Below are 24,991 nucleotides of genomic sequence, written 5' to 3' on the forward strand. Positions count from 1 at the left end.
GCATGTTGATGAAACACTTCAGATCCGGCAGCACCAGCCAGCGCCTGGCGCGCATCCTGATGCTGGTATTGCTGTGGACCATGACGCTGTCGCTGGCGCTGTTTTCCGCCCTCTCTCACGCAGGCAGCCTGTCGGTGAGCCCGGTACTGATCACGCTGGAACCAGCACAGCAAAACCGCACGCTCACCTTGCGCAATACCGCCGCCCGCGAAGGCTACTATCAACTGCAGCTTTTCGCCTGGTCGCAAGAGGACGGCGAAACGCGGCTGACACCTCAGGAATCACTGATCGTCACCCCGCCGCTGGCGCTTATTGCACCCGGTGCCTCACAGCTCGCCCGCATCGTCCGCGCAGATCAAGGCGTCTCCAGTGATCGCGAGGGCAGCTACCGGCTGATCATCAGCGAAATCCCCCATGACCTGCTGGAACAGGGCGACGCCGCCGTCAATGTGCTGCTGCGCGTGTCCGTGCCCGTTTTTACCCAGGGGCCTGCCGATGCGGCGCCCCGGTTGCAGGCCAGCCTGACCACCCGGAACGGCCAGCCCCACCTGCGCCTGGACAACCGGGGCAATCGCCATGCCCGGCTCACCGATGCCTCCCTGGCCGACCCGCAAGGGCAGATCACCCCGTGGCGGGCTGGCCTGCTGGGCTATGTGCTGCCCGACTCCGTCTTCTACTGGCCGCTACCGGATGACGGCACTGACGCCACGCAGTTGCGCGTCAGCGTCAACGGCACGGCCACGACACTGACGCTGGAGCAGGCGCCATGAGCCGCGCAGGCTACCCCGCAGCGACGGTCCGCCGGCTGGGCCTGCTGGCGCTGTTGCTGTGCCTCGCTGCGCCGTCCTGGTCTGCCGTGAACTGCAGTATCACCAACAGCCCGGTGCTGACGTTCGGCAATGTGGACCCGTTTACGCAGACCATCCAGGACGCCACTGTACAGCTGAACTGGCAATGCGAACGAGGTCTCTTCGACAGCACCGCCAACACGATGTGCGTTTACGCCAGCGCCGGGAACGGTCCCATCGCGCCCCGTCAGTTGAGCCACCCCGCCGGGGGGCCGCCACTGAACTTCAACCTGTTCCGGGATTCCGCGCGCAGCATCATTCTTGGCCAACCGGGCGAAAGCGAAAATCGCGGCCTGTCCGTCAATGTCTCCCTGCCCTTGCTCAACTTCTCCACCAGCGGCACCGTGACCCTGTATGGCCGTCTGCTCACCCCCCTGCCCGCCAACACACGCGCCGGGCTGCACGAGAATCTGCTGATCAATTCCCGTGTCGGCGTGCGCACCGGCGGCACCGGGCAGAGCTGTGACAATATCAGCAACTTCTCAACGTCCAGTACCTACACCCTGCAAACCCGGGTGAACATTCTGGACCAGTGCCGGGTCGAGACCACCGATATGGATTTCGGCACCCAGGGGCTGCTGCTCAACGCCGTGGACAGCACCTCTGCCGTGCGCGTGCGCTGCAGCAACCAGACCGCCTTTACCGTGCAGCTCAACGACGGCCTGCACGCCGCCGCCGGCAACCGGCGAATGCGCAGCACCAGCAACAACTTCCTGATCTATGAGCTGTTTCGTGATCCGGCACGGAGCCAGCGCTGGGGCAGCAGTGCCGGGCAGCGGGTCGTCGGCACGGGCATCGGACCGGGCAACATCATCGAATTGCCAGTGTACGGTCGTGTGCCCGCCGCCCCGGCAGCAGCGCCGGGCAGCTACAGCGATACCATTACGGTGACGGTGGAATTCTGATCGGTCGAACCTGACGCACGCCGTGCGGGACCACGCCGTCCTGGACAAAGGACTGCATCAAGGCGAGGCAGAGGCTATAGTGTGGGACCGACGTTAGCCCCTGGACCCCACCGGAGCCCCATTGATGAAAGCCTCCGATCTGTTCGTCAAGGCACTGGAAGCCGAAGGTGTCGAATACCTGTTTGCCATTCCCGGCGAGGAAAACCTGGATCTGCTGGAATCCCTGCGCCACAGCCAAATCCGTCTGATCGTCACCCGCCACGAGCAGGGCGCGGGTTTCATGGCCGCCACCTATGGCCGCCTGACCGGCAAGGCCGGGGTCTGCCTGGCCACACTGGGCCCGGGCGCCACCAATCTGGTCACCGCCGCAGCCTACGCCCAGCTGGCTGCCATGCCCATGGTGATGATTACCGGGCAAAAGCCGATCAAGAGCAGCAAGCAGGGGCAATTCCAGATCATTGATGTGGTCGACATGATGCGGCCGCTCACCAAGTTCACCCGGCAGATCGTCAGCGGTGACTCCATCCCCTCGCGGATACGCGAGGCCTTCCGCCTGGCCCAGGAAGAGCGCCCCGGCGCCACCCACCTGGAACTGCCTGAGGACATCGCCCGCGAAGACAGCAACATGAGCGTGCTGCACCCGAGCATGGCACGCCGCCCGACGGCCGAAGACAAGGCCGTGCACGCCGCCGCCGAGGCCATCCGCCATGCCCGCCGCCCCCTGCTGCTGGTGGGTGCCGGCGCCAACCGCAAACTCACCTGCAAGATGCTGCGCCAGTTTATCGACAAGCTCGGCATCCCGGTGGTCACCACCCAGATGGGCAAGGGCGTGATCGACGAGACCGACCCTCACTTCATCGGCAATACCGCGCTGTCCGATGGCGACTTCGTCCACCGCGCCATTCATGCCGCTGACCTGATCATCAATCTGGGTCACGATGTGGTGGAAAAACCGCCCTTCTTCATGCGCCCGGGTGGACCGAAAGTCGTGCATATCAACTTCAATTCGGCCCAGGTCGATCCGGTCTATTTTCCGCAGATCGAAGTCGTCGGGGATATTGCCAACAGCCTGTGGCAACTCAAGGAAAGCCTGGATGTGCAGTCACATTGGGATTTTTCCGACTTCCAGCGCATCCGCGATGCGCTGATTACCCATATTGCCGAGGACGCCGACAGCGACAGCTTCCCGATCAAACCCCAGCGTCTGGTACGCGACGTGCGCCGGGTGATGCCGGAAAACGGCATCATTGCCCTGGACAACGGCATGTACAAGATCTGGTTTGCACGCAATTATCCGGCCTACCTGCCCAATACCGTGCTGCTCGACAATGCCCTGGCCTCCATGGGCGCCGGGCTCCCGTCGGCGATGGCAGCCCGCCTGGTGTACCCGGATCGCCCGGTCATGGCGATCTGCGGCGACGGCGGTTTCATGATGAACTCCCAGGAGCTGGAAACCGCTGTGCGTCTGAAGCTTGATCTGGTCGTACTGATCCTGCGCGATGACGGTTACGGCATGATCAAGTGGAAACAGGCACAGATGAAATTCGATGATTACGGCCTCGACTTCGGCAATCCGGATTTTGTCGCCTATGCCCGTGCCTACGGTGCCCACGGCCACCGCGTCAACCGCACCGATGAACTCGTGCCGTTGATCGAACAGAGCATTGCCGCAGGCGGCGTGCATGTCATCGATGTGCCCGTGGACTACCGCGACAACGACCGTATTCTCAACAACGAAATTCGCGAACGCAGCCAGGCGCTGTAAGCGCTGTCATCAGGAGAGCATGCATGCTGAAGGATGCCTATCCCTACTATCTGGCCAACGAGGCCATCTACGCCAACCGGGATCTGCCGGTCACCGACAAGTATTCCGGTGAAGTGGCCACCCATGTGGCCATGGCGGACCGCAAGGCGATTGATCAGGCGATTGCCGCCAGTGTCGCCGCTGCCCCGGCCATGGCCGCCATGGCCCCCTTCGAGCGCCAGGCGGTACTGGATCATTGCGTGGTGCGCTTCCGCGAACGGGCCGAAGAACTGGCCATGGCCCTGTGCATCGAAGCCGGCAAACCGATCCGCGATGCACGCGGCGAAGTATCACGCCTGATCGACACCTTCCGGGTCGCTGCGGAAGAGGCCGTGCGCATCGACGGCGAAACCCTGAATCTGGAAATCTCGGCGCGCGCCAAGGGCTATCGCGGCTTTACCAAGCGCGTGCCCATTGGCCCCTGCTCTTTCATCTCGCCGTTCAATTTTCCGCTGAACCTGGCCGCCCACAAAGTGGCGCCCGCCATCGCGGCGGGTTGCCCGTTCGTGCTCAAGCCCGCCAGCCGCACCCCCATCGGTGCGCTGATCATCGGTGAAGTGCTGGCCGAAACCGATCTGCCCAAGGGGGCGTTCTCGGTGCTGCCATGCCACCGCGATGGCGCCGAACTGTTCACCGAGGACGACCGCCTGAAGCTGCTCAGTTTCACCGGCTCCCCACAGGTGGGCTGGGACCTGAAAGCCCGCGCGGGCAAAAAGCCGGTGGTACTGGAGCTGGGTGGCAACGCCGCCTGTGTGGTGGATGAAGATGCCGACGTGGACGATGCCGTAGCGCGTCTGGTCTTCGGCGCTTTCTACCAGTCCGGGCAGAGCTGCATCGGCGTGCAGCGTATCTTCATTCACAGCGCCATTTACGACACGCTGAAGAAAAAACTGGTGGAAAAAACCCGGGCCCTGCGCATGGGCGACCCGCGCGACGAGGATACCTTTATCGGCCCGGTCATCTCCGAGGGCGAAGCCCGGCGACTGGAAGACTGGATCAAGGAAGGCGTGGAACGCGGCGGCACCCTGCTGTGCGGCGGTGAACGTGATGGCGCCATGCTGGCCCCGACCCTGATGGAAAACGTCCCGGCAGAGTGCAGTATTGTGGCGGAGGAAGCCTTCGGCCCGGTCGCCGTCCTGTCACGCTTCGATGATTTCGACGCCGTGCTGGAGGAGGTCAACAACAGCGCCTTCGGCCTGCAGGCGGGCATCTTCACCCGCGACCTGTACAAGGCCCATCGGGCCTGGGATCGTCTCGAGGTCGGCGGGGTCGTGATCGGCGATGTGCCCTCATGGCGGGTCGACAACATGCCCTACGGCGGGGTCAAGGATTCCGGCCTGGGCCGCGAGGGCATTCGCTGGGCGATCCGCGACATGACCGAAGAGCGTCTGCTGGTCATCCGCACACCGTAACGCTGCCGTCCCCGGGGCATCCCGTGCCCCGGGGAGGCTCATCGCTTGCACTGTCTTGCACTGCGCTTTGCCCTGCCCCTTGCACTTTCTGCACGCTGGCCACACCATATCGCTCTAACCATAACAATAACGGCATGACGCCAGCATCGGCGCAGCCCATCTATCAGGAACCCTGGGGGAAACGCCCGGCCTGATCCTATTACAACAGTGGCCGGTTAACGGCGCTCCCCCATTTTGGCGTGCTACATCACTCTGACGATGGGGAGAACACTCATGACCAGTACTGCTATGACACCCCGGCCCCGCCCGGCCGTGGGCCCGCTGTTCCGTATCCTGCTGTCCCTGCAACGCTTCGTGCCGCTGTTCATCAAGGTGCCCTTTGTGACCCATGTGCTCGGCCCGCGCCGCACCGCTACCCTGGCCGTGCATACGCCCGGCCCGCTGATGCTGCCGGTCACGCAACGTCTGGCACCGGCCTTCAATGCCGAAGTCACCCGCTATCTGGCGCCCAAGGAGATCCGCGATCTGCTGGATCACATGCCCAACGACGTGTGGATCGCCATTGCCCGCGCCTTGATGGACAAGGGCGAATTCGAGATCACCGCCGGCTTTGCCGATCTGCTGACGGAAAACGAAATTCGCGCCTTTGTGGTCACGCTGAATGATCCCGAAGGTGTGATGAATATTGCGCCGCACCTGGCCGACCCCGAGCGCGTGGTCAACATTGCCCGCCGTTTCTCCAACAACTACCTGACCAGACTGGCCCTCGCGGCCTGCACCGGCGGTCATCACGATATCGCCGCCCGCGTGTGTCTGGGGCTGTCTCCTGACCGGCAACAGGTGGTCCTGGATGCGTTGAACGCCGCGGATCGCGACAAGGTGCTGGCTCATTATTCCGGCGCCGAGCGCTCCGCCCTCGACGGAGAAGCAGAGGGCGCCTAGCGTCGATGATTGACACGCCTCATACCGGCACCGGAAAAACGATGTCCCGACTGGCGGCGCCATGCCCGCCAGCCGGGACGTTCCCCGGTTTCCGTACCGTCTTACAGGGAGCGCATGAACTCCGCCACCGCCATGATCTCGGCCTCGGACAGATCATCCGGAACACCCGCGAGATTTCTGGCATAGGTTTCCACGACCTCTTCCAGGGTGGCGGCACTGCCATCATGGAAGTAGGGCGCTGTCAGCCGCACACCGCGCAAACCCGGGGTCTTGATGCCACCGGCAAGCCCTCCCATGGGCGTCTCATCGGTAATGCTGGCGGTAATGACCGGGCCGGTAAATTCAGCGCTGCCGTGGCAACCGCCGCAGTTGGCGCGACCATAGAAAAGCCGGAAGCCGTCTTCCGCAAGCGCCTCGTCGAAGCCCGCCGGTGCCGGGCTGGTGAAGCTGCGCTGCCAGTCCTGCACATCCAGCAGATCCTGAGCAGGAATGAGATTGGGGGTATTGGCCGCCGCTGCGATGGCGGCCAGCAGTTCTTCGGACGGTGCGGTGCGCAAATGCGGCGGCAACGATCCCGTCTCGGTACCGAAGGCCCCCTTGCCGCCCATCACCAGGTGATAGACCGCTTCAGCCTGACTGGCCAGCCCGTTGGGCAGCCCCCCTTCGATGTCATTGATGAACTCACCGTCCCAGTTGTAGGCATACCCCTGATCGCGAAGATCAAGAAAATTCCACAGCGGCGGAAAGGTGGTGGGATTATCCACATCGTCATCCAGCGGGTTGAACGCCCCGAACGCCCGGACATCGTGCCGCCCGGGACCCCAACCCTGCAGGGCGGCGATCAGTGCGTCACGCATTTCATCATCCTCCATCGCCTGAACGAACGGCGTCAACGAAATGATCGCGCCGGTATTCATGGCAAAGTTGGGCAAACCGTCCAGCGCCAGCGGGCCCACAGGCAGCAGGGTCGGCCCGCCGGTAAGCTCGAATTCAGTCGGCTCGACGTTCACATGGCACAGCGCACAGGTAATGCCGGCGGACGTCAGCATGTCCTCGTTCTCCGGATCGTCGAAAAAGCCGCGCACACCAACCACCGCGTCCGCCTTGAGCAGGGCACGTGTTACGGCGGGATCTGCCAGGGCCTCATCCTTCGCAGCCAGATCGTCGCCAACCAGCACATCGACGATTGGCTGCGGCACACGCGCCAGGTCCACCTGCACACCGACACCCACGGCCGTCGCCGGATCGAGACCGTTAAGCAGCTCATGCAATCCGAGCACGCCGCCCCAGATATCTTCATTCTCATAGGTTTCGTACAAAAAGATCTGCTCGCCGCGCGCCACACCGTCTCCGGACGCAGACTGCAACGTACGATGGACCGCCTGATACAGGCCCTGACCATCGGTCAAGGCGATGGTGCGCTGCATACTGGCGCGGAAGAAGCTGCCCCGGGTCCGCGCCCAGCCGTCAGCGCCGAAACGCATCATCTCGGCAATCTGCGGATGCTCAGGTGCTGCGGCAGCCCGAATTTCCACGGCAATACGCTCGCCCTCCAGCACCGTCGTATTCAACAGCTGTACGTCGTAGGCGGCGCTGACCGCCATCAGGTTGGCCGGTTGCGCCGGCGGACGTCCGGCACGCACCACGCGCACAATGCCGTCATTCTCCAGCGCCCCCGGAGGGATATCCACGGTCACCTGTTCGTCGGCGGTGGTGAAGACACCGCCTTCGAGCGCGGAGACCGGCTCAGCGAGCAGCAACACATTCGGCCGGGCACTGCTGCTACCCCCGCACGCCGTCAGGAGCGACATCAGGACCGTCATCACCCAGATGCCAGGATGCGCTCTGAACCCTCGTTTGAATATGCTTCTGCACACGATGAAAATGTCTGGAATTTTCACGACCCGAACCTCCATTTTTCTTTGGCGCACAGGCGCGCGCACCGCTCGAACCACGCCACCGTCTTGATAGCGGATCATTGCAAGCTGTGCCTCGGAACGTCAGGATCAGGTGAATATTCACGATCAACGCCGGCTTTTTTTCCTGTGTTGTTGCGGCGTAACGAGGAAGTAGCGAAGCGTAAGGAAAAAGACCGTGAATTCACATCAGCGCGACGTGATATTCACGGTCAGCCTTCACGTTCAGTCGCGATATTTTTCAGCGATACCAGAGAATCGCGCGGCGGCGTCGTTGAACTCGCGGCGCAAGCGCGCGGCCAGTTCGCTGACCGGCGGCACATCGCGAATACCGCCGATACCCTGGCCGGAACCCAGAATGTCTTTCCAGACTTTTTTCTCGGTATTGCCGCCCGACCCGAAATCCATCTTCGACGGATCGCCTTCCGGCAGCTTGTCGGGATCGTAACCGGCTTCGGCCACCGATGCCTTGAGATAATTGCCATGCACACCGGTAAACAACGAACTGTAGACCACATCATCCGCCGAGCCCCGCACCAGCATGTCACGGTAGCGCTGGTCGGAATTGGCTTCCTGCGTGGCGATGAAGCGCGTGCCCATGTAAGCCAGGTCGGCGCCCATGGCGATGGCACCCGCCACCGAAGCGCCATCAGAAATGGCGCCGGACAGAATCACCGTGCCATCGAACCAGGATTTCACTTCGCGCAACAGCGCAAAAGGACTCAGCGAGCCCGCATGCCCGCCGGCACCGGCACTGACCAGAATCAGGCCATCGACACCTTGCTCAGCGGCCTTGCGCGCATGGCGCTGGTTGATGACATCGTGGAACACCAGGCCGCCGTAGGAATGCGCCGCCTCCACCAGCTCCGCTGGCGGCCGCAGGCTGGTGATGATGATGGGCACCTGCTCTTCGACACACACTTCCATGTCGGCCTTCAGACGGTCGTTGCTCACATGGCAGATCTGGTTGACCGCAAAGGGCGCCACCGGTCGTTCCGGATGTGCCTCGGCATAGGCCGCCAGCTCCGATTTGATGCGTCGAATCCATTCGCGCAGCGCCGACTGTGGCCGGGCATTCAAGGCCGGAAAGGAGCCGATGATGCCAGCCTTGCATTGTTCGATGACCAGTTCGGGTCCGGAAACGATGAACATGGGGGATGCCAGCACCGGCAGGCTGAGCCGACCGGACAACATTTCAGGCAGGGCCATAACGCGATATCCTCAATCATAGGGTCGCGCAAACCTTAGCAGGTCACTCTCTGGCGGTGAAGAATGTATACCCGATAACGGATCCATGATCTGTATCAGGGTTTTATTTTCAAGCACAGGCAAGGATTGCAGTATGACACTGGTAACACTCAATATCGGCAGCACGTCGGCCCGATTCGCCTGGTTTGAGGCCCGCCCCGACGGTTGGCATGTGCAACGTCGGCGCATCGAGGTGCTGCCCACCCAGCCCAAATTCCGGAACGCGGCGCTGGGTGAGCTGGTCGATGCCCTGCCGCGCGAGGGCAGCATCCTCTATCGCGTGGTGCATGGCGGCAGCGGCCATCGCGGCGAACTGGCGACCCACGACCTGCTCGACGAGCTGGAAAACCTGACCCCGATGGCACCGCTGCATCAGCCCCCGGTACTCGATACGCTGCGCCGGGCCATGCAGAGTCGTCCGGGTTGCCGGCATATTGTCGTCTACGACAGCCTGCCCCCCGGCCCACTGCCCGATGCCCTGCGTCATTACCCGCTGCCGGAATCCATTCGCCCCTCCTGGCCCCTGCAGCGCATGGGTTTCCATGGCTTTGCTCACCAGTCGCTGCGAGCGCAGTCCTCCCTGCCGCCCGATCCACAGCGGCGGCTGATCACCCTGCAGCTGGGTGGCGGGGTGTCATTGACCGCCTGGCGTGGCGATCAGATGGTGGACACCTCGATGGGCGCCACCGCGCTGGAAGGTCCGATGATGGGCACCCGCAGCGGCGATATCGATCCGGGCTTGCTGCTGGCACTGATCAGCGAAGGCGTGGTCAGTGCCACCAACCTGAGCAGCATCCTGTATCAGGACAGCGGCCTGCTGGGCATGTCCGGCGGTCGCAGCGACCGACCGGACCGTCTGGACCAGTCCGGCGACCCGCGCGCGATGCGCGCACTGGAGGCCTATCACCATCGATTGCGCCGCTATCTGGGCGGCTTCCTGGGCGTGCTGGGTGGCTGCGATGAACTGATCATCGGCGGCGGCGCCGGTGAGCAACAGCCCGAGTTGCGGGAGGCCCTGCTGGACACCTTCGGCGAACTGGGCCTGCGTCTGGACCCGCAGCGCAACCTGGCCGCCACGCCACCGGAGCAGGCCACCAATATCGAGGCCGACGACAGCCGCATCCGCATCCGTGTCGGCCGTGTCGATGAAGAACAGGAGATGGTCGCCGCCTGCGCTGCAGAGCCCGGCCTGCTACCCGACTTACCCAAGGAGAAAGTGATTCATGACCGCGTCCACGACTGACCCGCACCGCGACAACGACATCGAAGCCCTGCGCAAGCGCGACCCGGCCTTCGATGCCTGGGCCGCCGGCCATGGCGTGATCCGCCATACCCGGACCACCCAGCAACGCATCGCGGGTCTGCTCGAACAAGCCCGCGACGAGGCTCAGCGCACGGCCTGGCTGAATGCCTTTCGCGCCGCCGACCAGCTTGCCTGCATGGGCATGTGGCTGGTGGCCCACATGACCTATGTGCGCCGTCCCCGCCTGGACGGCAGCCCGCTCACCGCCGACGATTTCAAGCCCACGCCGGAAGGCCACACCGGCGGCGCCCTGAACATGGTGCCCGCCTACACCGGCTACCTGCTGGCCAACACTCTGACCGGCCACACCCGGGCCTGGATGATGGGCCAGGGCCACTGTGTGGCGGCCATTGATGCCATGAACCTGCTGCTCGACAACATGCTGCCCGCCCATGCCGAGCGCTACGCCCTCACCGATGACGGGCTGGCCCGCTTCACCGGCGATTTCTACCACTATGGCGTCAGCCCTGACGGCGCCCCGCTGTCGCCGCTGGGCAGCCATGTCAACGCCCATACCGCCGGGGGCATCAGCGAAGGCGGCTATCTGGGCTTTGCCGAATTGCAGTATGTGCACATGCCGCTGCCGGGCGATGCCCTGGTCGCCTTCCTCAGCGATGGAGCCTTTGAAGAGCAGCGCGGCAGCGACTGGAGCCCGCGCTGGTGGCGTGCCGAGGACACCGGCACCGTGTTGCCGGTGATGATTGCCAATGGCCGCCGTATCGACCAGCGCACCAGCATGAAACAGTCCGGCGGCACGCCCTGGTTCCGTGAGCATCTGGCCCTGAACGGCTTTGACCCGGTGAGTATCGACGGGCGCGACCCTGCAGCGTTTGCCTGGGCACTGATCGACGGCGAGGCCCGGTTGGCACACCGCAGCCGCCTGCAACGGGAAGGCTCGCTCGATTACCCCTTGCGCCTGCCCTACGTGATCGCTGAAACGGTCAAGGGCTTCGGTTTTCCCGGCGCGGGCAGCAACGCCGCGCACAACCTGCCGCTGGAAGAGAATCCGGCCCGCGACGAGCAGGCCCGCGAGCGCTTCAACGCCGGCGCCCGGGAACTGCATGTGCCGCTGGACACGTTGCGGGACGCCATCAGCGCCTTCAACAACCACGACCAGAACGGACGCCCCCGGGAACGCGAGCACCCGCTGGCCGACCCGGCCCCACGGGCCGCCATTCGTCCGCCACTGACCCCGACCGCCCCCGGCGACAGCGTCTCGCCCATGGCCGCCATCGATGATGCCTTCGTGGCCGTGGTGCGCGCCAACCCGGACCACCGTGTGCGCGTGGGCAACCCGGATGAAATGCGCAGCAATCGCCTGAATGCCTCACTGGACCTGCTGCGCCACCGCGTCACCCACCCGGAACCGGGCATTGCCGAATCCCTGCACGGCAGCGTGATCACGGCCCTGAACGAGGAGGCCGTGGTCTGCGCGGCGCTGGCCAACAAGCAGGGCCTGAACCTGGTGGCCAGCTACGAAGCCTTCGCCGTGAAAATGCTCGGCGCGATGCGCCAGGACATCATTTTTGCCCGCCACAAGCGGGCTGCCGGACGGCCTGCACAGTGGCTGTCATGGCCGGTGTTGTGCAGCTCGCACACCTGGGAAAACGGCAAGAACGAGCAGTCGCACCAGGACCCGACCCTGTGCGAAGCCTGGCTGGGTGAAATGAATGACGTGGCCCCGGTGCTGTTTCCGGTGGACGGTAACAGCGCCGCCCAGGCCCTGCTGGATCTGTATGCCACACGCGGGCGCCTGGCCGTGATGGTGGTACCGAAGAACGCCCTGCCTGCACAACTGGATGCAAGCCAGGCCAAGCAGCTCAGCGACGATGGCATCCTGTGCCTGCACACGGATGTGCAGCCGCAGGTGCAGCTGTTTGCCATCGGCGCCTATCAGTTGCTGGAAATGCAGCGCCTGAGCCAGCGTCTGGGCGAGCGCGGCATCGCCCATGCCCTGTTCGCCCTGCAGGCACCCGGGCGATTCCGCGCCGCCCGCGATGCGGAGGAGGCGCAGAGTGTGCACGATGCCGCCAGCCGGGCACGGCTGGTGCCGGAATGCGCGGCCCGGGTGTTCCTGTGCCATGGTCGGCCAGAGGTGTTCTCCGGTGTGCTGCGGCCGCTGGATACCGGCGCCCGCAGCCAGTTCCTGGGTTACCGCAACCGCGGAGGCACCCTGGACACCTTCGGTATGCTGTATGCCAACCAGTGCACCTGGGCCCACGCGGCACACGCGGTCGCCGAGGTATGCGGGCTGGCACCGGCGGCGCTGTTGACGACGGAGGAGGCTGACGCTGTCAGCCAGCGGGGCAATCCGGACCTGTTGCGGTGAGGTGACGGCCTGAGGTCAGCGAGAGCATGCCGGGCTGAGCACCGCAAAGCCCGGCACGCCTGTAACCCCGTCAGCCCTCCCCGGCCCCGCCAAACCGGCGTGCTATGGCCTTGTCGATTTCCACCAGCAACGGCACGACCAGCGCCACCGCCGCAGCCTCCAGCCAGTGCGCCGGACTCAGCGCCTGCGACTCGAACAGCGCCTGCATCGGCGGCAGCACCGAGTACAGCCATTGCAGCACCAGCACCGCAGCCACCGCGATCAGGGCCGGCATCAGTCCGCGCACACTGGGTTCGTGCCACAGGGGCGCGTGCAGGCGGCGGCAGCAGAACAGGTACCAGACCTCGACAAATACCAGCGTCAGCACGGCCATGTTACGCGCCAGCGTCAGGTCTTCCGCGTAACGCATGAACTGACCGATCACCAGCAGCGTGCCGACAACCCCCACCAGCGCCAGGCGGCGCAACAGCAAAGGGGTCACCAGCCCTTCCTGCGGCGATCGCGGCGGGCGCCGCATCAGCCCGGACTCGCCGTGCTCGAAGGCCAGCGCCAGCGCCAGCGTCACAGCGGTAATCATGTTCACCCACAGGATCTGCACCGGCGTGATCGGCAGCGCTGACATACCGATGACCAGCGCCAGCAGCAACACCGCCGCCTGCACCACACTGGTGGGCAAAATGAACTGGATCGCCTTGACGATGTTGTCGTACACCGTGCGCCCGGCCCTGACCGCCGCCGCAATGGTGGCAAAGTTGTCGTCCGTCAGCACCATGGCCGAGGCATCGCGGGCAGCGTCCGTACCCTTGCGCCCCATGGCCACACCGATATCGGCGCGCTGCAGGGCCGGCGCATCGTTGACGCCATCGCCGGTCATCGCCACCACCTCGCCACGGGCCTGCAACGCCTCCACCAGGCGCAACTTGTCGGCCGGGCTGGTGCGCGCATAGACATCCACCTCCACCAGCGCCTCACCCAGCGCAGCATCGTCCAGCGCGGCCATGTCCTTGCCGGTCAGCACCCGTTCGTGGCGCAGACCAAGCTGCGCGGCAATGGCACCGGCGGTGCGCGGGTTGTCGCCGGTAATCATCTTCACCTGAATGCCGGCGCGGCGGCACTGGGCCACCGCCTCAATCGCTTCATGGCGCGGCGGATCGGTGGTGCCGGTCAGGCCCAGGAACACCAGCCCCTGCTCGACATCCGCCGTGCTGATACGGGCGCTGTCGCCGGGCATCGGCTTCCACGCCAGCCCGAGCACGCGCAAGCCATCGCTCGCCAGGCGCTCGAGCGCCGCATGCCAGTAATCGGTGTCCAGCGGCGCGGGCCCTTCCGGCTGCTGCTGTTGCGTGCACAGTCCCAGCAGCCTCTCCGGTGCCCCTTTCACCAGCATCAGGCACCCCTCCTCGTGGCGGTTCAGGGTGGCCATGTAGAGCCGCTCGGTGGCAAACGGGATGACATCCAGCCGTGGCCAGCGCTCGCTGGCTTCCGCGGGTGACAGACCCGCCTTGCAGGCCAGGGCATACAACGCGCCTTCCGTGGGGTCACCGTGCAGCACCCAGTCGTCGCCTTCGTGACTGATATGGGCATCGTTGCACAGCAACGCCACCTGCGAGGCCAGCGTCTTCAGGGGCAGCACCTCACCGGCATCACCGTCGCCGGCATAATCCACCTCGCCCTGCAGCGCATAGCCCTCGCCGGACACCTCGAAATCACCCGCCGCCGTCACCAGCCGCCGGGTCGTCATCTCATTGCGGGTCAGGGTGCCGGTCTTGTCGGAACAGATCACCGTGACCGACCCGAGCACCTCCACCGCTGGCAATTTGCGAATCACCGCGCGGGAAGCCGCCATGCGTTGCACGCCGATGGCCAGGGTAATCGTGACCACCGCCGGCAGCCCCTCGGGAATGGCCGCCACGGCCACGCCCACCGCCACCCGGAACAGGTCGGCCACGGGCATGCCCACCACCAGATAACCCCACACCATCACCAGCGCGGTGATGGCCAGAATCAGTGCGGCCAACTGCCGCCCGAACATCCCCAGTGAGCGCGTCAGCGGGGTATCCGGCGCGCTGACGGTGTCCACCATATGGCCGATGCGGCCCAGTTCGCTGTCCGTGCCGGTACCCACCACCAGACCGCGCGCGCCACCCGCCGTCACCAGCGCTCCCATCCAGGCCATGCCATGGCGATCCGCCAGCATGGCCTCCCGGGATACCGCCTCTTCGTGTTTCGCCACCGGCACCGATTCGCCCGTCAGCATCGACTCATCGCAGTGCAGCTCGCGGACTTCAAACAGCCGCAGGTCCGCAGGCACCCGGTCGCCCGCCGCCAGCAACACCACATCACCGGGCACCAGCGCGCTCGACGGTATCTGCCGCGTCTCCCCGTCGCGCACCACCAGGCACTCCGACACCAGCATCTGCTGGATGGCCCGCAGCGCCGCCTCTGCCTTGCCTTCCTGCACAAACCCGACCAGGGCATTGATGATGACCACGGCAGCAATCACCAGCGCGTCCGTGGCGTAGCCCAGCAACAACGTCACCAGGGCCGCGCCCATCAGCACGTACAACAACACATTGTGGAACTGGCCCAGCAGACGCCGCCAGGCGCTACGCTGGCGCCGGGCCAGCAGGCGATTTTCGCCATACTGCTCCCTGCGTTTCTGAGCTTCGGCGTCGCTCAACCCGCGTCGGTCTGTGCGGCACGCCTGCATGGCCTCTTCGGCGGTCAGTGCGTGCCAGGCTGGGGCGTTTTCTGACATGGACATTACCCTTTAACGCTGTACTTCATTCAACGGCCAGGGCTCGCCCGGTACCGCAATACTCACGTCATGGCCCTGCCCGGCCAGACCTTCTGCCAGGCTTTCCAGGGCCTCTGCCTCGCCATGCACCAGGCGCAGGGCGGGCTCACCACCAATGGCTGACGCCCAGCGCATCAGTTCCGTGCGCCCGGCATGGGCAGAAAAACCGCCCAGCGTATGCACCTGCGCATGCACCGCATAGCGCTGGCCGAACAGGCGCACCTGCTTCGCGCCGTCCACCAGTTGCCGGCCCAGCGTCCCGCGCGCCTGAAAGCCCGCAAAGATGATGTGATTGCGTGCCTGCCAGAGACGGTGCTTGAGGTGATGGCGGATACGACCGCCAGTGCACATGCCACTACCGGCAATGATGATGGCGCCACGTTCCATGCGGTTGATCTGCATCGAGTCCTCCACGGTGGGTGTGGGCGACAGTATCGGCAGAAACTGGCTCAGGGTATGGGCACCGAAATGCCGCATCACGCGCTGATCGTCATGATCCAGCGCGTCCAGCCACTGGTCATACAGGCGTGTCACTTCGATGGCCATGGGGCTGTCCAGAAAGACATGCCAGTTCTTCAGCAACCCTCGGTGGTACAGGCAACCGAGATGGAACAACAGCTCCTGGGTGCGGCCCACGGCGAAGGCCGGCATCAGGATATTGCCGCCATCGCGCGCCGCCTGCTGGATGATCTCTTCCAGTTCTGCCACGGTGGCATCCTGGGAGCGGTGGTCCCGGTTGCCATAGGTGCTTTCCATCAGCACCAGATCCGCCACCTCCGGCACTTCCGGCTCGCGCATCAGCACCCGCTCGGAGGCGCCCAGATCACCGGAGAACACCAGCCGCCAGGGCCGCTCGCCGCCACGATTGAGCGTGACGATGGCGGAACCGAGAATATGCCCCGCATCAAGAAAACGCAGGGTCAGATCACCCTCGATGGCCACCGCCTGATGCCAGGCCACCGGCTGGCAGCACTGCAGCACGGTCAGCACATCATCCATGCTGTAACGGGGCTTGATCTGCCGACTGCCCGCGCGCCGTCGCCGCGTGTTGGCGCTCTCCAGATCACGCAGGTACAGACTCGCCGCATCTTCGAGCATGATCGCCAACAGGTTGCGGGTGGCCTCGGTGCAGTAGATCGGCCCGTAAAAGCCCTCGGCCACCAGCAGCGGCAGCAAACCACAATGATCCAGATGCGCGTGGGAGAGCACCACCGCATCGATATCCCGCGGGCGAAATGCAAAGCGTTCCTTCTGCAGGCGACTGACACTGTCGCCCCCCTGATGCATGCCGCAGTCGAGCAACACACGCGCTGTATCCGTTTCCAGCAAGTGGCACGAGCCGGTGACTTCGCGGGCCGCACCCAGTGACGTGATCGTGTCCATGGTTCTCCTGATATAGACCGCTCAGCCGTTATGGCTGCATATCTGTTGCGCCGCATAATCGGCCGCATCGCGGTACGGCCGCAGAATCTGGTCGATCCCGGCGTCGCGCAGCAACTCGGCGTCCTGCTCGTGATGGATGGTCACCGCGATCTTTCCCCGGTACCCCTGAGCCCGCAACGTTTCCGCCAGGTTCTGATTGAGCTTCAGATCCGGAATACTGCTGATGACCCAGCGTACCGCGCCCAGCTCCAGATGCTCCAGAAAGTCGCGGCTCTCCAGATCACCATAGGCCACGTTCAGCTTCTCGCGGCGCGCCTGACGAATGATTTCCGGATCGAAATCCAGACCCAGCACACCGACATCGCGCTGGTGCAACTGTTTCACCAGACGGCCACCGTAGCGCCCCAGCCCGAACACCAGCACGCTGGCTTCTTCCAGCCTGGTCTGCGCCTGCTCGGCCTCCCGGAACGGGTTGCGCCGCTCGAAGGGGCGCAGATAAGGCGCCAGCCAGTCGTACAACTTGCTTGAATAAAGAATCATGTAAGTGGACAGGGTGATGGTGACAATGCCCACCAGCGTGATGAGCCCGAGGGTATTGTCATCCACATGCCCCAGGGCAATGCCCATGGCCACAAAGATGATGGAAAACTCGCTGATCTGCGCCACCGTCAACCCCGCCAGGAAACCGGTGCGCCGCCGATACCCCATGATGCCCATGATGACCATCACGATCAGCGGGTTGCCAATCAGTACGAACACCGCAAAGATCAGTGCCGCACCCAGCTCCTCGCCCAGGGCCGCAAATTCCAGCTGTGAGCCCAGGTGAACGAAAAAGAAAAGCAGCAGGAAATCACGCACGCTGCTCAGGCGCGCATTGACCGCCTCGCGATAGCGGGTCGAGGCCAGCGAGAAACCCGCCAGGAAAGCGCCCACCTCCTTGCTGAAGCCGATCATGTCGCCCAGCGCCGCCAGGGAGGTGCCCCAGGCAATGGCAAACACGAGCAGCAATTCCGGCGAACGCGCCAGCAACTCCATCAGACGTGGCAGCACATAGCGCATCATCACCACCACCAGCACGATGGCCGCCGCCAGCTTGGCGATAATGCCCAGCACCAGCATGCCGGTCTGCTCTGCGTCGATCCCCTCGCTGGCACTCATGCTGCCCACCACCATCATGGCGATCACCACGGCAATGTCCTGGACAATCAGGAAGCCCATGGCAATACGGCCATGCAGCGAATCGATCTCGCGCTTGTCCGAGAGCAACTTGACGATAATGATGGTACTGGAAAAGGTCAGCGCCACAGCGACATACGTCGCCTTGACCCAGTCCATGCCCAGTCCCAGAGCGATAAAAAAACCGAAAACAATTGTAAAAGCCAGCTGCCCGAGCCCCGTTGCCAGCGCTACCGGGCCAAGATGGCGGACCAGATGCATGTCCAGCTTCAGGCCGACCACAAACAGCAGCACCGTGACGCCAATCTCGGCCAGCAATTCGATCTCGCTCTCGGCGCTGATCACATTGAGCAGTGCCGGACCAATCAGGATGCCCACCAGAATGAACGCGACAATCAGTGGCTGGCGCAAGCGCACGGCAATGGCACCCACCACCGCCGAGGCAAACAGCAATGCCGCAAATTCGTAATACAGATGCTCCATCGGTCCCCCATTGTCCGCCGCTATGGCTCTTCACTATGACTACCAACGATAGTCGCTATTCATGTGGCCTGCATCTGGGCGTAGTATGAAGGAACCCCCGAAATCCGCGACAAGGGAGCGTGTCATGACACAGATTGGCCAAGATACCCTGAACACCGCCACGACGCTTGAGGCAGGTCAAGACAAGGTACATTACTTCAGTCTGAAGAAGCTCGCCGACAAGGGCTGGGGCGATCTGGACAAACTGCCCTTCTCTCTCAAGGTGCTGCTGGAGAACCTGCTGCGCTTCGAGGACGGCAAGACCGTCCGTACCGAGGATATCGAAGCCCTGGTGCGCTGGCCTGAAACCCGCACCTCTGATCGCGAAATCGCCTACCGCCCGGCCCGGGTACTGATGCAGGACTTTACCGGCGTGCCGGGCATTGTTGACCTGGCCGCCATGCGCGACGCCATCGTCGCCGCCGGCGGCGACCCCCAGCGCATCAACCCGCTGGCGCCCGTCGACCTGGTCATCGACCACTCGGTGATGGTGGACAAGTTCGGCAACGCCCAGGCCTTTGCCGAGAACGTGGACATCGAGTTCCAGCGCAACCGTGAGCGCTACGAATTCCTGCGTTGGGGCCAGAAAGCCTTCGACAACTTTCGCGTGGTGCCACCCGGCACCGGCATCTGTCACCAGGTGAACCTTGAGTACCTGGCCCGCGGCGTCTGGTCTTCCGAAGACCCCGAGGGCAAGACCTGGGCCTACCCGGACACCCTGGTGGGGACAGACTCCCACACCACCATGATCAACGGCCTGGGCGTGCTCGGCTGGGGCGTGGGGGGCATCGAAGCCGAGGCGGCCATGCTCGGCCAGCCGGTATCCATGCTGATACCCGAAGTCATCGGCTTCAAGCTGACCGGCAAGCTGAAAGAAGGCGTCACGGCCACCGACCTGGTGCTGACCGTGACCGAGATGCTGCGCAAGAAGGGCGTGGTCGGCAAATTCGTCGAGTTCTTCGGCCCCGGCCTGGCAGACCTGTCACTGGCTGACCGCGCCACCATTGCCAACATGGCCCCCGAGTACGGCGCCACCTGCGGCTTCTTCCCCATTGATGAACGCACCACCGAATACCTGACCCTGTCCGGCCGCGACGAGTCCACCATCGCGCTGGTGGAGGCCTACTGCAAGGCCCAGGGCCTGTGGCGCCAGGATGGCCAGCCCGACCCGGTGTTCACCGACACGCTGGCCCTGGATCTGGATGACGTGGTCCCCAGCCTCGCCGGGCCCAAGCGCCCCCAGGACCGGGTCGCCATGACCGACGTGAAACGGGTCTTCCTGGAACTGCTGCGCGACACCCTCGGCAACGACACCGACATTGCCGATCTTGAAGACGAAGGCGGCGGCCAGACCGCCGTAGGCGGCACCGAACATGCCGGCGCGGTCCCCATTACCGTCGAGGGCGAAAAGCATATGCTGGCCCATGGCGACGTCGTGATCGCCGCCATCACCTCCTGCACCAATACGTCAAACCCCAGCGTCATGCTGGCCGCTGGCCTGGTGGCCAGAAAAGCCATCGAGAAAGGCCTGCGCCGCAAGCCCTGGGTCAAGACCTCCCTGGCCCCTGGCTCAAAAGTGGTCACGGACTACCTGGCCAAGGCCGGCCTGCAGGACGTGCTCAACGAACTCGGCTTCAATCTGGTCGGCTATGGCTGCACCACCTGCATCGGCAACTCCGGCCCCCTGCCGGAAGAGATCGACAACGCCATCGCCAAGGGCGATCTGGTGGTCGCGTCGGTGCTGTCCGGCAACCGTAACTTCGAAGGCCGCGTGCACCAGAGCGTGCGCACCAACTGGCTGGCCTCGCCGCCGCTGGTGGTGGCCTACGCCCTGGCCGGTACCGTGAAGATCAACTTCGACAAGGACCCGATCGGCTACGACAACGAGGGCAACAAGGTCTTCCTGAAAGACATCTGGCCAAGCAGCAGCGAGATCCAGCACGCCCTGACCTCGGTCACCGGCGCCATGTTCCGCAAGCAGTATGCCTCGGTATTCGACGGCGACGAGATGTGGCAATCCCTGCCGGTGGGCGATGCCATGACCTACGACTGGCGCAGCGATTCCACCTACATCCAGCACCCGCCATTCTTCGAAGGGCTGGGCAAGCAGGTGCCACCGGTAACATCGGTGAAGAACGCCCGCATCCTGGCCCTGCTCGGCGACTCCATCACCACCGACCATATCTCACCGGCCGGGGCCATCAAGGGCGACAGCCCGGCAGGCCACTACCTGCAAGGCCATGGCGTGGAGCCGATCGACTTCAACTCCTATGGCTCGCGGCGCGGTAACCACGAAGTGATGATGCGCGGCACCTTCGCCAATATCCGTATCCGCAACGAAATGGTGCCGGACACCGAAGGCGGCTTTACCAAGCACATGCCCGGCGGCGAAGAACTGCCGATTTACGGCGCCGCCATGCGCTATCGCAAGGAAGGCGTGCCGTCCGTGGTCATTGCCGGCAAGGAATACGGCACCGGCTCCAGCCGCGACTGGGCCGCCAAGGGCACCAACCTGCTGGGCGTGCGCGCCGTGATCGCCGAAAGCTTCGAGCGCATTCACCGCTCCAACCTGATCGGCATGGGCGTGCTGCCGCTGCAATTCCCTGAAGGCACCGACCGCAAGACACTCAGGCTCGACGGCAGCGAAGAAGTGGATATCCCTGATCTGGATGACAACATCAAGGCAGGGCAAAAGGTCGAGGTGGTGTTCCGCAAGGGCGACAATACCGAGAAGGTCTCCATGGTGTGCCGCCTGGATACCGCCACCGAGGTGGAATATTTCCGTCACGGCGGCATCCTGCACTATGTGCTGCGCAACATGATGTCGTGAACCGGCAGGGCGCCGCCGTCAGGCGGCGTCATCGCCGTCCGGGGGCAGAAAAGGCTCGCGCAGGTGGTCGGCGAAGCGTTCGCAGACATCGGTCCAGGTAAAGATGCCGGCCAGTCGGTCATGGTGCACGATGACCACGACCGACTGGTGGCTTTCGGCCATCATTTCCAGCACTTGATCGGCCCGCATGTGGGCATCCACACAGGGCACCGTCTCCACCCAATCCACCAGGGCATCCGGTGTATCCGGGAGCGCGGCCAGGGTCACCAGGCCGATGACCTGATGTTCGCTGTCGGTCACAGGCAAGTGGTGAATCCCCTGCCGCATCATCAGGGTACGCGCCTGGGCCACGGTGCCGCTGGCTTCCAGGTGCCAGGGGAAGGGAGTCATCAGGGCGCTGATCGCGGGTATGCGCTTCATCCCGGGGTCCTCATGTCGCTGTCCGGCCTCTGTTGAGCCTACACCCTGCGCCGACGGGCAGACAGATGCGATGCCGGGCGGCGGATTTGCTATGATCCGGGTTCTGGAGTGAGAGGCGTCGAAGTCTGGCGCGCTGTAGCCCGGCCTCGGGGAGGGGTAAGCCCTTCCAGAAGCCGCCGTGAACCCATCCCTGGGGGCTTCTGGAAGGGCTTACCCCTCCCCGAGGCCTCAGTTCAGTACCAACGACACGAACGCCACCTCGTAGCCTGTCGCCAGAACCAGACTTGCGGTTGGCTGGAAGTGGTTAACCGGGCTGCGCGTGACGGCCCTCGGGGGGCGGGTAAAGGGTTTCTGGACCTTCGAGAGGCATGGATGCCGAACGAGAGCCTACAGGGATGTATTCACGGCGTGTCCAGAAACCCTTTACCCGCCCCCCGAGGGCCATAACCACCCAACCCAGAAGAAACGGAAAACATGATGAAAAAACACGCCCTGCTGCTCACCACTCTGCTCACCACAGCAACGGCCAGCTTCGCCGACGACGCCACGCTGCGCGACGAAGCCCGTGATGCCGCTGCCCGTGAGCAGCGGGAACTGCAGGAGCGCGCCGAGGCGCTGGCACAGCAGCTCGAGGATGCCAGGCAACTTCAGGCCCTGCAGGACGAGTATCTGCGGCGTCTGGAGGCCGAACTGGGTGCGTTGCGCGACGATGACGCACAACGGACCGGGCGCTGAGCATGTTTGACTGGTTGCGTCGCAAGCGCCCGCCCCGGCATCGCAGCGTCCCTGTTGCGGAGCCAGAGCCTGCCGCGCCAATTCCAGTGGCGCCGGTCGACGACACAGACCGCTTGCCGGACATTGGTGCAGGCCCGTTCATGATTCGTCCGCTGGAAGACAGCGATTTGCCGTGGCTGCCGCGCATCTTTCGTGCAGCGATCAAAGGTCAGGGGGCCGACTTTTATACCTCAGCGCAGTGCGATGCCTGGGCCGCGACGGCCGAGGATGAAGCGCAATTCGTGGCACGCCTGGGTGAAGGTGTCACCATCGTCGCCGAGCTGGATGGCAAGCCCGGGGCCTTTGCCCAGTTGTATCCCGATGACACCATCGAGATGCTGTACGTGGCGCCAGGCCTCGGCGGTTACGGCATTGCCACCCTGCTCTGCCAGTATCTTGAAGACGAAGCCCGTATCGCAGGTACGGCCACACTGCACACCGCCGCCAGTCTGGTGGCGAAGAAATTCTTCGAGAGCATGGGATTTCGCAGTGAGGGCGAGGAAAGCGTGGAGCGCCACGGCGTCGCCCTGACCCGCCATAAAATGGTCAAGGCGCTGCGTTAGCGCACGAAGTACAGGCTGATGGCGGGCACGTAGGTGATCAGCAGCAGCGCGATAATCAGCACCGCCATGAACGGCAACGTCGCCGCATACAACGACGTGATCGGCTGGCGGAAGCGATAGCTGGCGATAAACAGGTTCATGCCCACCGGCGGGGTGAAATAGCCGATCTGCATGTTCGCCACGAAAATGATGCCCAGGTGCACCGGATCGATGCCGTAACCAATGGCCACCGGCAGAATCAGCGGCACCATGATGACCAGCGCCGCGAAGATATCCAGCACCGCCCCCAGGATCAGCAGCACGATATTCAGCAGGATCAGGAACATCAGCTTGCTGGAGACGTGTTCCTGCATGAAGCCGAACAGGCTTTCCGGCACCCCCGCGTAAACCAGATAGCCCGCAAACGACATGGCCACCGCCAGAATCAGCAGGATGCCGCCCACCATGGTCATGGATTCGCGCATGACGGCGGGTAGGCGTCGCAGCCCGACCTCTCGATAGATGAAGACTTCCACGATGGTGACGTACAAGGCCGTGATCGCGGCCGCTTCGCTGATGACAAGAAAACCGGAGAAGATGCCGCCCAGCACCACGAACGGCAGCGGCAGTTCCCAGCGCGCTTCCCAGGCGGCCTGGCGCAGTTCTTTCAACTGGAAGGTCTGGCGCGGAATCGGGTTGCGGCGCGTTGCCCACAGGCAATAGACGTAGAGCAGCGCGATCATCAGCAGCGCAGGCAGGATACCCGCCAGATAAAGATCAACAATCTCCACCGAGGGCATGTCCAGATTCTGCGACATCTGCTGGGCAATGATGCCGTAGATCAGCAGCGGCACGGACGGCACCAGCAGCAGGCCAAGGCTGCCGGAGGTGGTGACCAGGCCGGTGCTGAAACGCTTCGGATAGCCGCCCTTGAGCAGGGCGGGCAACAGCAGGCCGCCGAGGGCAACGATGGTCACGCCGCTGCCGCCGGTCAGGGCGGTAAACACGGCGCAGGCAATCAGGGCGACAAACGCCATGCCCCCGGGCATCCAGCCGAAGGCGGCCTGCGACAGGCGCAACATGCGATCGGCGGTTTTCGATTCGCTGAGCAGGAACCCGGCATAGGTGAACAGCGGCAACGCCATCAGCACCACCGAGGTGCTGACCTGATAGATATCGATATGCAGGACGGACAGGTCGATGCCGAGGCCGTAGTAGCCCAACGCGGCAGCCGCCAGGATAATGGCAAACAGCGGCGCCCCCATCAGGGCCAGCAACACCAGCAGGAGGACCAGCAGCCAGATCATGCGCCGGTCTCCACCAGGGGTTTTTTCTTCAGCGCCGGGCGGCGCCCCATCACGCCAAGCACGGTCAACACGGCGTAGCGCAGGGCGATGGAGACAAAGCCAAGCGGGATGATGATCTGCAACCACCAACCCTGCACATCCAGATGGCCGATGCTGAGCAGCACACCGCCAAACTCGGCTTCATCACGCACCGCGTTCAGGCTGTACCAGCCCGCCACAGCGCAGATCATGCAGGTGAACAGGTCCACGCACACCGCCAGCCAGCGCAGCAGCGTTTCAGACAGGTAATGGGACAGGGCATCCACACTGATGTGATCGTCGTTGCGCGACGCAATCATGGCGCCCAGCAAGCCGATCCACAGCACCGCGTTCTGCAGCAGGGGTTCGATCCAGGTGAGGCTCATGCCGAGAAAGTTGCGCAGCAGGATCTGCAACACCGCCAGCAGGATCATACCTGCCAACACCAGCACGATAAGTGCATCCTCGAACCGATGCAGCAACCGGATCAGCCCCATGGATGCGCTCCGTCGCGG

Annotated in this window: 18 protein-coding genes; 10 read left to right on the forward strand and 8 right to left on the reverse strand. The window is 64.0% G+C overall.

The features are described from left to right. Positions 1 to 2: 2 nt before the first annotated feature. The 5 genes from DKW65_RS10275 (at position 3) to DKW65_RS10295 (ending at position 5,911) form a co-directional block, all read left to right on the forward strand. The gene (locus tag DKW65_RS10275) at positions 3 to 770 is read left to right on the forward strand and encodes a fimbrial biogenesis chaperone (RefSeq protein ID WP_162925803.1); all 768 of its coding nucleotides are present in this window, start codon (positions 3 to 5) and stop codon (positions 768 to 770) included. Continuing rightward, a complete protein-coding gene (locus tag DKW65_RS10280; RefSeq protein WP_111657157.1) occupies positions 767 to 1,753 on the forward strand; it encodes a Csu type fimbrial protein in 987 nt (328 codons plus the stop codon). Before DKW65_RS10275 ends, DKW65_RS10280 begins: the two co-directional genes overlap by 4 nt. A gap of 124 nt (positions 1,754 to 1,877) precedes the next feature. Continuing rightward, positions 1,878 to 3,518 (forward strand): acetolactate synthase large subunit, encoded by a 1,641-nt coding sequence (locus tag DKW65_RS10285; RefSeq protein WP_111657158.1) that lies wholly within the window; start codon positions 1,878 to 1,880, stop codon positions 3,516 to 3,518. Between the two features lie 23 nt (positions 3,519 to 3,541). Further along, positions 3,542 to 4,969 (forward strand): aldehyde dehydrogenase family protein, encoded by a 1,428-nt coding sequence (locus DKW65_RS10290; protein WP_111657159.1) that lies wholly within the window; start codon positions 3,542 to 3,544, stop codon positions 4,967 to 4,969. A 273-nt stretch (positions 4,970 to 5,242) separates the two neighbouring features. Further along, positions 5,243 to 5,911 carry a hypothetical protein gene (locus DKW65_RS10295; RefSeq protein WP_162925804.1) on the forward strand — a complete coding sequence of 223 codons (669 nt, stop codon included), beginning with the start codon at positions 5,243 to 5,245 and terminating at the stop codon, positions 5,909 to 5,911. Between the two features lie 101 nt (positions 5,912 to 6,012). On the opposite strand, the gene DKW65_RS10300 is transcribed toward DKW65_RS10295, so the two are convergent. Then, on the reverse strand, positions 6,013 to 7,722 hold the full coding sequence (locus DKW65_RS10300) for a hypothetical protein (protein WP_162925805.1): 1,710 nt from the start codon (positions 7,720 to 7,722) through the stop codon (positions 6,013 to 6,015). Between the two features lie 330 nt (positions 7,723 to 8,052). Further along, a complete protein-coding gene (locus DKW65_RS10305; protein ID WP_111657162.1) occupies positions 8,053 to 9,036 on the reverse strand; it encodes an NAD(P)H-dependent flavin oxidoreductase in 984 nt (327 codons plus the stop codon). 133 nt (positions 9,037 to 9,169) lie between these two features. On the opposite strand from DKW65_RS10305, the gene DKW65_RS10310 reads away from it, so the two are divergent. Both DKW65_RS10310 and DKW65_RS10315 read left to right on the forward strand, forming a co-directional pair. Next, a complete protein-coding gene (locus DKW65_RS10310; RefSeq protein WP_162925806.1) occupies positions 9,170 to 10,318 on the forward strand; it encodes an acetate/propionate family kinase in 1,149 nt (382 codons plus the stop codon). Next, a complete protein-coding gene (locus DKW65_RS10315) occupies positions 10,299 to 12,707 on the forward strand; it encodes a phosphoketolase family protein (RefSeq protein WP_111657164.1) in 2,409 nt (802 codons plus the stop codon). The genes DKW65_RS10310 and DKW65_RS10315 overlap by 20 nt, the downstream gene beginning before the upstream one ends. 70 nt (positions 12,708 to 12,777) lie before the next feature. On the opposite strand, the gene DKW65_RS10320 is transcribed toward DKW65_RS10315, so the two are convergent. Genes DKW65_RS10320 through DKW65_RS10330 form a run of 3 tightly spaced genes read right to left on the reverse strand, consistent with a single transcriptional unit; the run spans position 12,778 to position 18,546 of the window. After that, positions 12,778 to 15,465 (reverse strand): cation-translocating P-type ATPase, encoded by a 2,688-nt coding sequence (locus DKW65_RS10320; protein ID WP_245932465.1) that lies wholly within the window; start codon positions 15,463 to 15,465, stop codon positions 12,778 to 12,780. 12 nt (positions 15,466 to 15,477) lie between these two features. Further along, a complete protein-coding gene (locus DKW65_RS10325; protein WP_111657166.1) occupies positions 15,478 to 16,887 on the reverse strand; it encodes an MBL fold metallo-hydrolase in 1,410 nt (469 codons plus the stop codon). A 21-nt stretch (positions 16,888 to 16,908) separates the two neighbouring features. Beyond that, on the reverse strand, positions 16,909 to 18,546 hold the full coding sequence (locus DKW65_RS10330) for a cation:proton antiporter (RefSeq protein ID WP_111657167.1): 1,638 nt from the start codon (positions 18,544 to 18,546) through the stop codon (positions 16,909 to 16,911). Positions 18,547 to 18,670: 124 nt separating this feature from the next. Here DKW65_RS10330 and acnA point away from each other — a divergent pair, with 124 nt between their 5' ends. Then, positions 18,671 to 21,415, forward strand: coding sequence for an aconitate hydratase AcnA (acnA, locus tag DKW65_RS10335; RefSeq protein WP_111657168.1), 2,745 nt, complete (start codon positions 18,671 to 18,673; stop codon positions 21,413 to 21,415). 18 nt (positions 21,416 to 21,433) lie between these two features. On the opposite strand, the gene DKW65_RS10340 is transcribed toward acnA, so the two are convergent. After that, positions 21,434 to 21,835 carry a CBS domain-containing protein gene (locus DKW65_RS10340; RefSeq protein ID WP_111657169.1) on the reverse strand — a complete coding sequence of 134 codons (402 nt, stop codon included), beginning with the start codon at positions 21,833 to 21,835 and terminating at the stop codon, positions 21,434 to 21,436. A gap of 474 nt (positions 21,836 to 22,309) precedes the next feature. On the opposite strand from DKW65_RS10340, the gene DKW65_RS10345 reads away from it, so the two are divergent. Further along, positions 22,310 to 22,570, forward strand: a complete 261-nt coding sequence (locus tag DKW65_RS10345) for a hypothetical protein (protein WP_162925807.1) — start codon at positions 22,310 to 22,312, stop codon at positions 22,568 to 22,570. A 2-nt stretch (positions 22,571 to 22,572) separates the two neighbouring features. Then, positions 22,573 to 23,172: a GNAT family N-acetyltransferase gene (locus tag DKW65_RS10350; protein ID WP_245932466.1), complete on the forward strand. Its 600-nt coding sequence runs from the start codon at positions 22,573 to 22,575 to the stop codon at positions 23,170 to 23,172. Here DKW65_RS10350 and DKW65_RS10355 read toward each other — a convergent pair. Next, on the reverse strand, positions 23,169 to 24,458 hold the full coding sequence (locus DKW65_RS10355; RefSeq protein ID WP_111657171.1) for a TRAP transporter large permease: 1,290 nt from the start codon (positions 24,456 to 24,458) through the stop codon (positions 23,169 to 23,171). The genes DKW65_RS10350 and DKW65_RS10355 overlap by 4 nt on opposite strands. After that, positions 24,455 to 24,973 carry a TRAP transporter small permease gene (locus DKW65_RS10360; protein ID WP_111657172.1) on the reverse strand — a complete coding sequence of 173 codons (519 nt, stop codon included), beginning with the start codon at positions 24,971 to 24,973 and terminating at the stop codon, positions 24,455 to 24,457. Before DKW65_RS10360 ends, DKW65_RS10355 begins: the two co-directional genes overlap by 4 nt. Positions 24,974 to 24,991: the final 18 nt, after the last annotated feature.

The organism is Isoalcanivorax indicus, from assembly GCF_003259185.1.
Taxonomy (GTDB): Bacteria; Pseudomonadota; Gammaproteobacteria; order Pseudomonadales; family Alcanivoracaceae; genus Isoalcanivorax; species Isoalcanivorax indicus.

Coding starts and splice junctions, on each gene's coding strand:
- DKW65_RS10300 (WP_162925805.1), bottom strand. CDS start 7,722: ATGTCGCTCCTGACGGCGTGCGGGGGTAGCAGCAGTGCCCGGCCGAAT.
- DKW65_RS10320 (WP_245932465.1), bottom strand. CDS start 15,465: ATGTCAGAAAACGCCCCAGCCTGGCACGCACTGACCGCCGAAGAGGCC.
- DKW65_RS10345 (WP_162925807.1), top strand. CDS start 22,310: ATGATGAAAAAACACGCCCTGCTGCTCACCACTCTGCTCACCACAGCA.
- DKW65_RS10310 (WP_162925806.1), top strand. CDS start 9,170: ATGACACTGGTAACACTCAATATCGGCAGCACGTCGGCCCGATTCGCC.
- DKW65_RS10285 (WP_111657158.1), top strand. CDS start 1,878: ATGAAAGCCTCCGATCTGTTCGTCAAGGCACTGGAAGCCGAAGGTGTC.
- DKW65_RS10355 (WP_111657171.1), bottom strand. CDS start 24,458: ATGATCTGGCTGCTGGTCCTCCTGCTGGTGTTGCTGGCCCTGATGGGG.
- DKW65_RS10350 (WP_245932466.1), top strand. CDS start 22,573: ATGTTTGACTGGTTGCGTCGCAAGCGCCCGCCCCGGCATCGCAGCGTC.
- DKW65_RS10340 (WP_111657169.1), bottom strand. CDS start 21,835: ATGAAGCGCATACCCGCGATCAGCGCCCTGATGACTCCCTTCCCCTGG.
- DKW65_RS10280 (WP_111657157.1), top strand. CDS start 767: ATGAGCCGCGCAGGCTACCCCGCAGCGACGGTCCGCCGGCTGGGCCTG.
- DKW65_RS10275 (WP_162925803.1), top strand. CDS start 3: ATGTTGATGAAACACTTCAGATCCGGCAGCACCAGCCAGCGCCTGGCG.
- DKW65_RS10295 (WP_162925804.1), top strand. CDS start 5,243: ATGACCAGTACTGCTATGACACCCCGGCCCCGCCCGGCCGTGGGCCCG.
- DKW65_RS10360 (WP_111657172.1), bottom strand. CDS start 24,973: ATGGGGCTGATCCGGTTGCTGCATCGGTTCGAGGATGCACTTATCGTG.
- DKW65_RS10290 (WP_111657159.1), top strand. CDS start 3,542: ATGCTGAAGGATGCCTATCCCTACTATCTGGCCAACGAGGCCATCTAC.
- DKW65_RS10315 (WP_111657164.1), top strand. CDS start 10,299: ATGACCGCGTCCACGACTGACCCGCACCGCGACAACGACATCGAAGCC.
- acnA (WP_111657168.1), top strand. CDS start 18,671: ATGACACAGATTGGCCAAGATACCCTGAACACCGCCACGACGCTTGAG.
- DKW65_RS10325 (WP_111657166.1), bottom strand. CDS start 16,887: ATGGACACGATCACGTCACTGGGTGCGGCCCGCGAAGTCACCGGCTCG.
- DKW65_RS10330 (WP_111657167.1), bottom strand. CDS start 18,546: ATGGAGCATCTGTATTACGAATTTGCGGCATTGCTGTTTGCCTCGGCG.
- DKW65_RS10305 (WP_111657162.1), bottom strand. CDS start 9,036: ATGGCCCTGCCTGAAATGTTGTCCGGTCGGCTCAGCCTGCCGGTGCTG.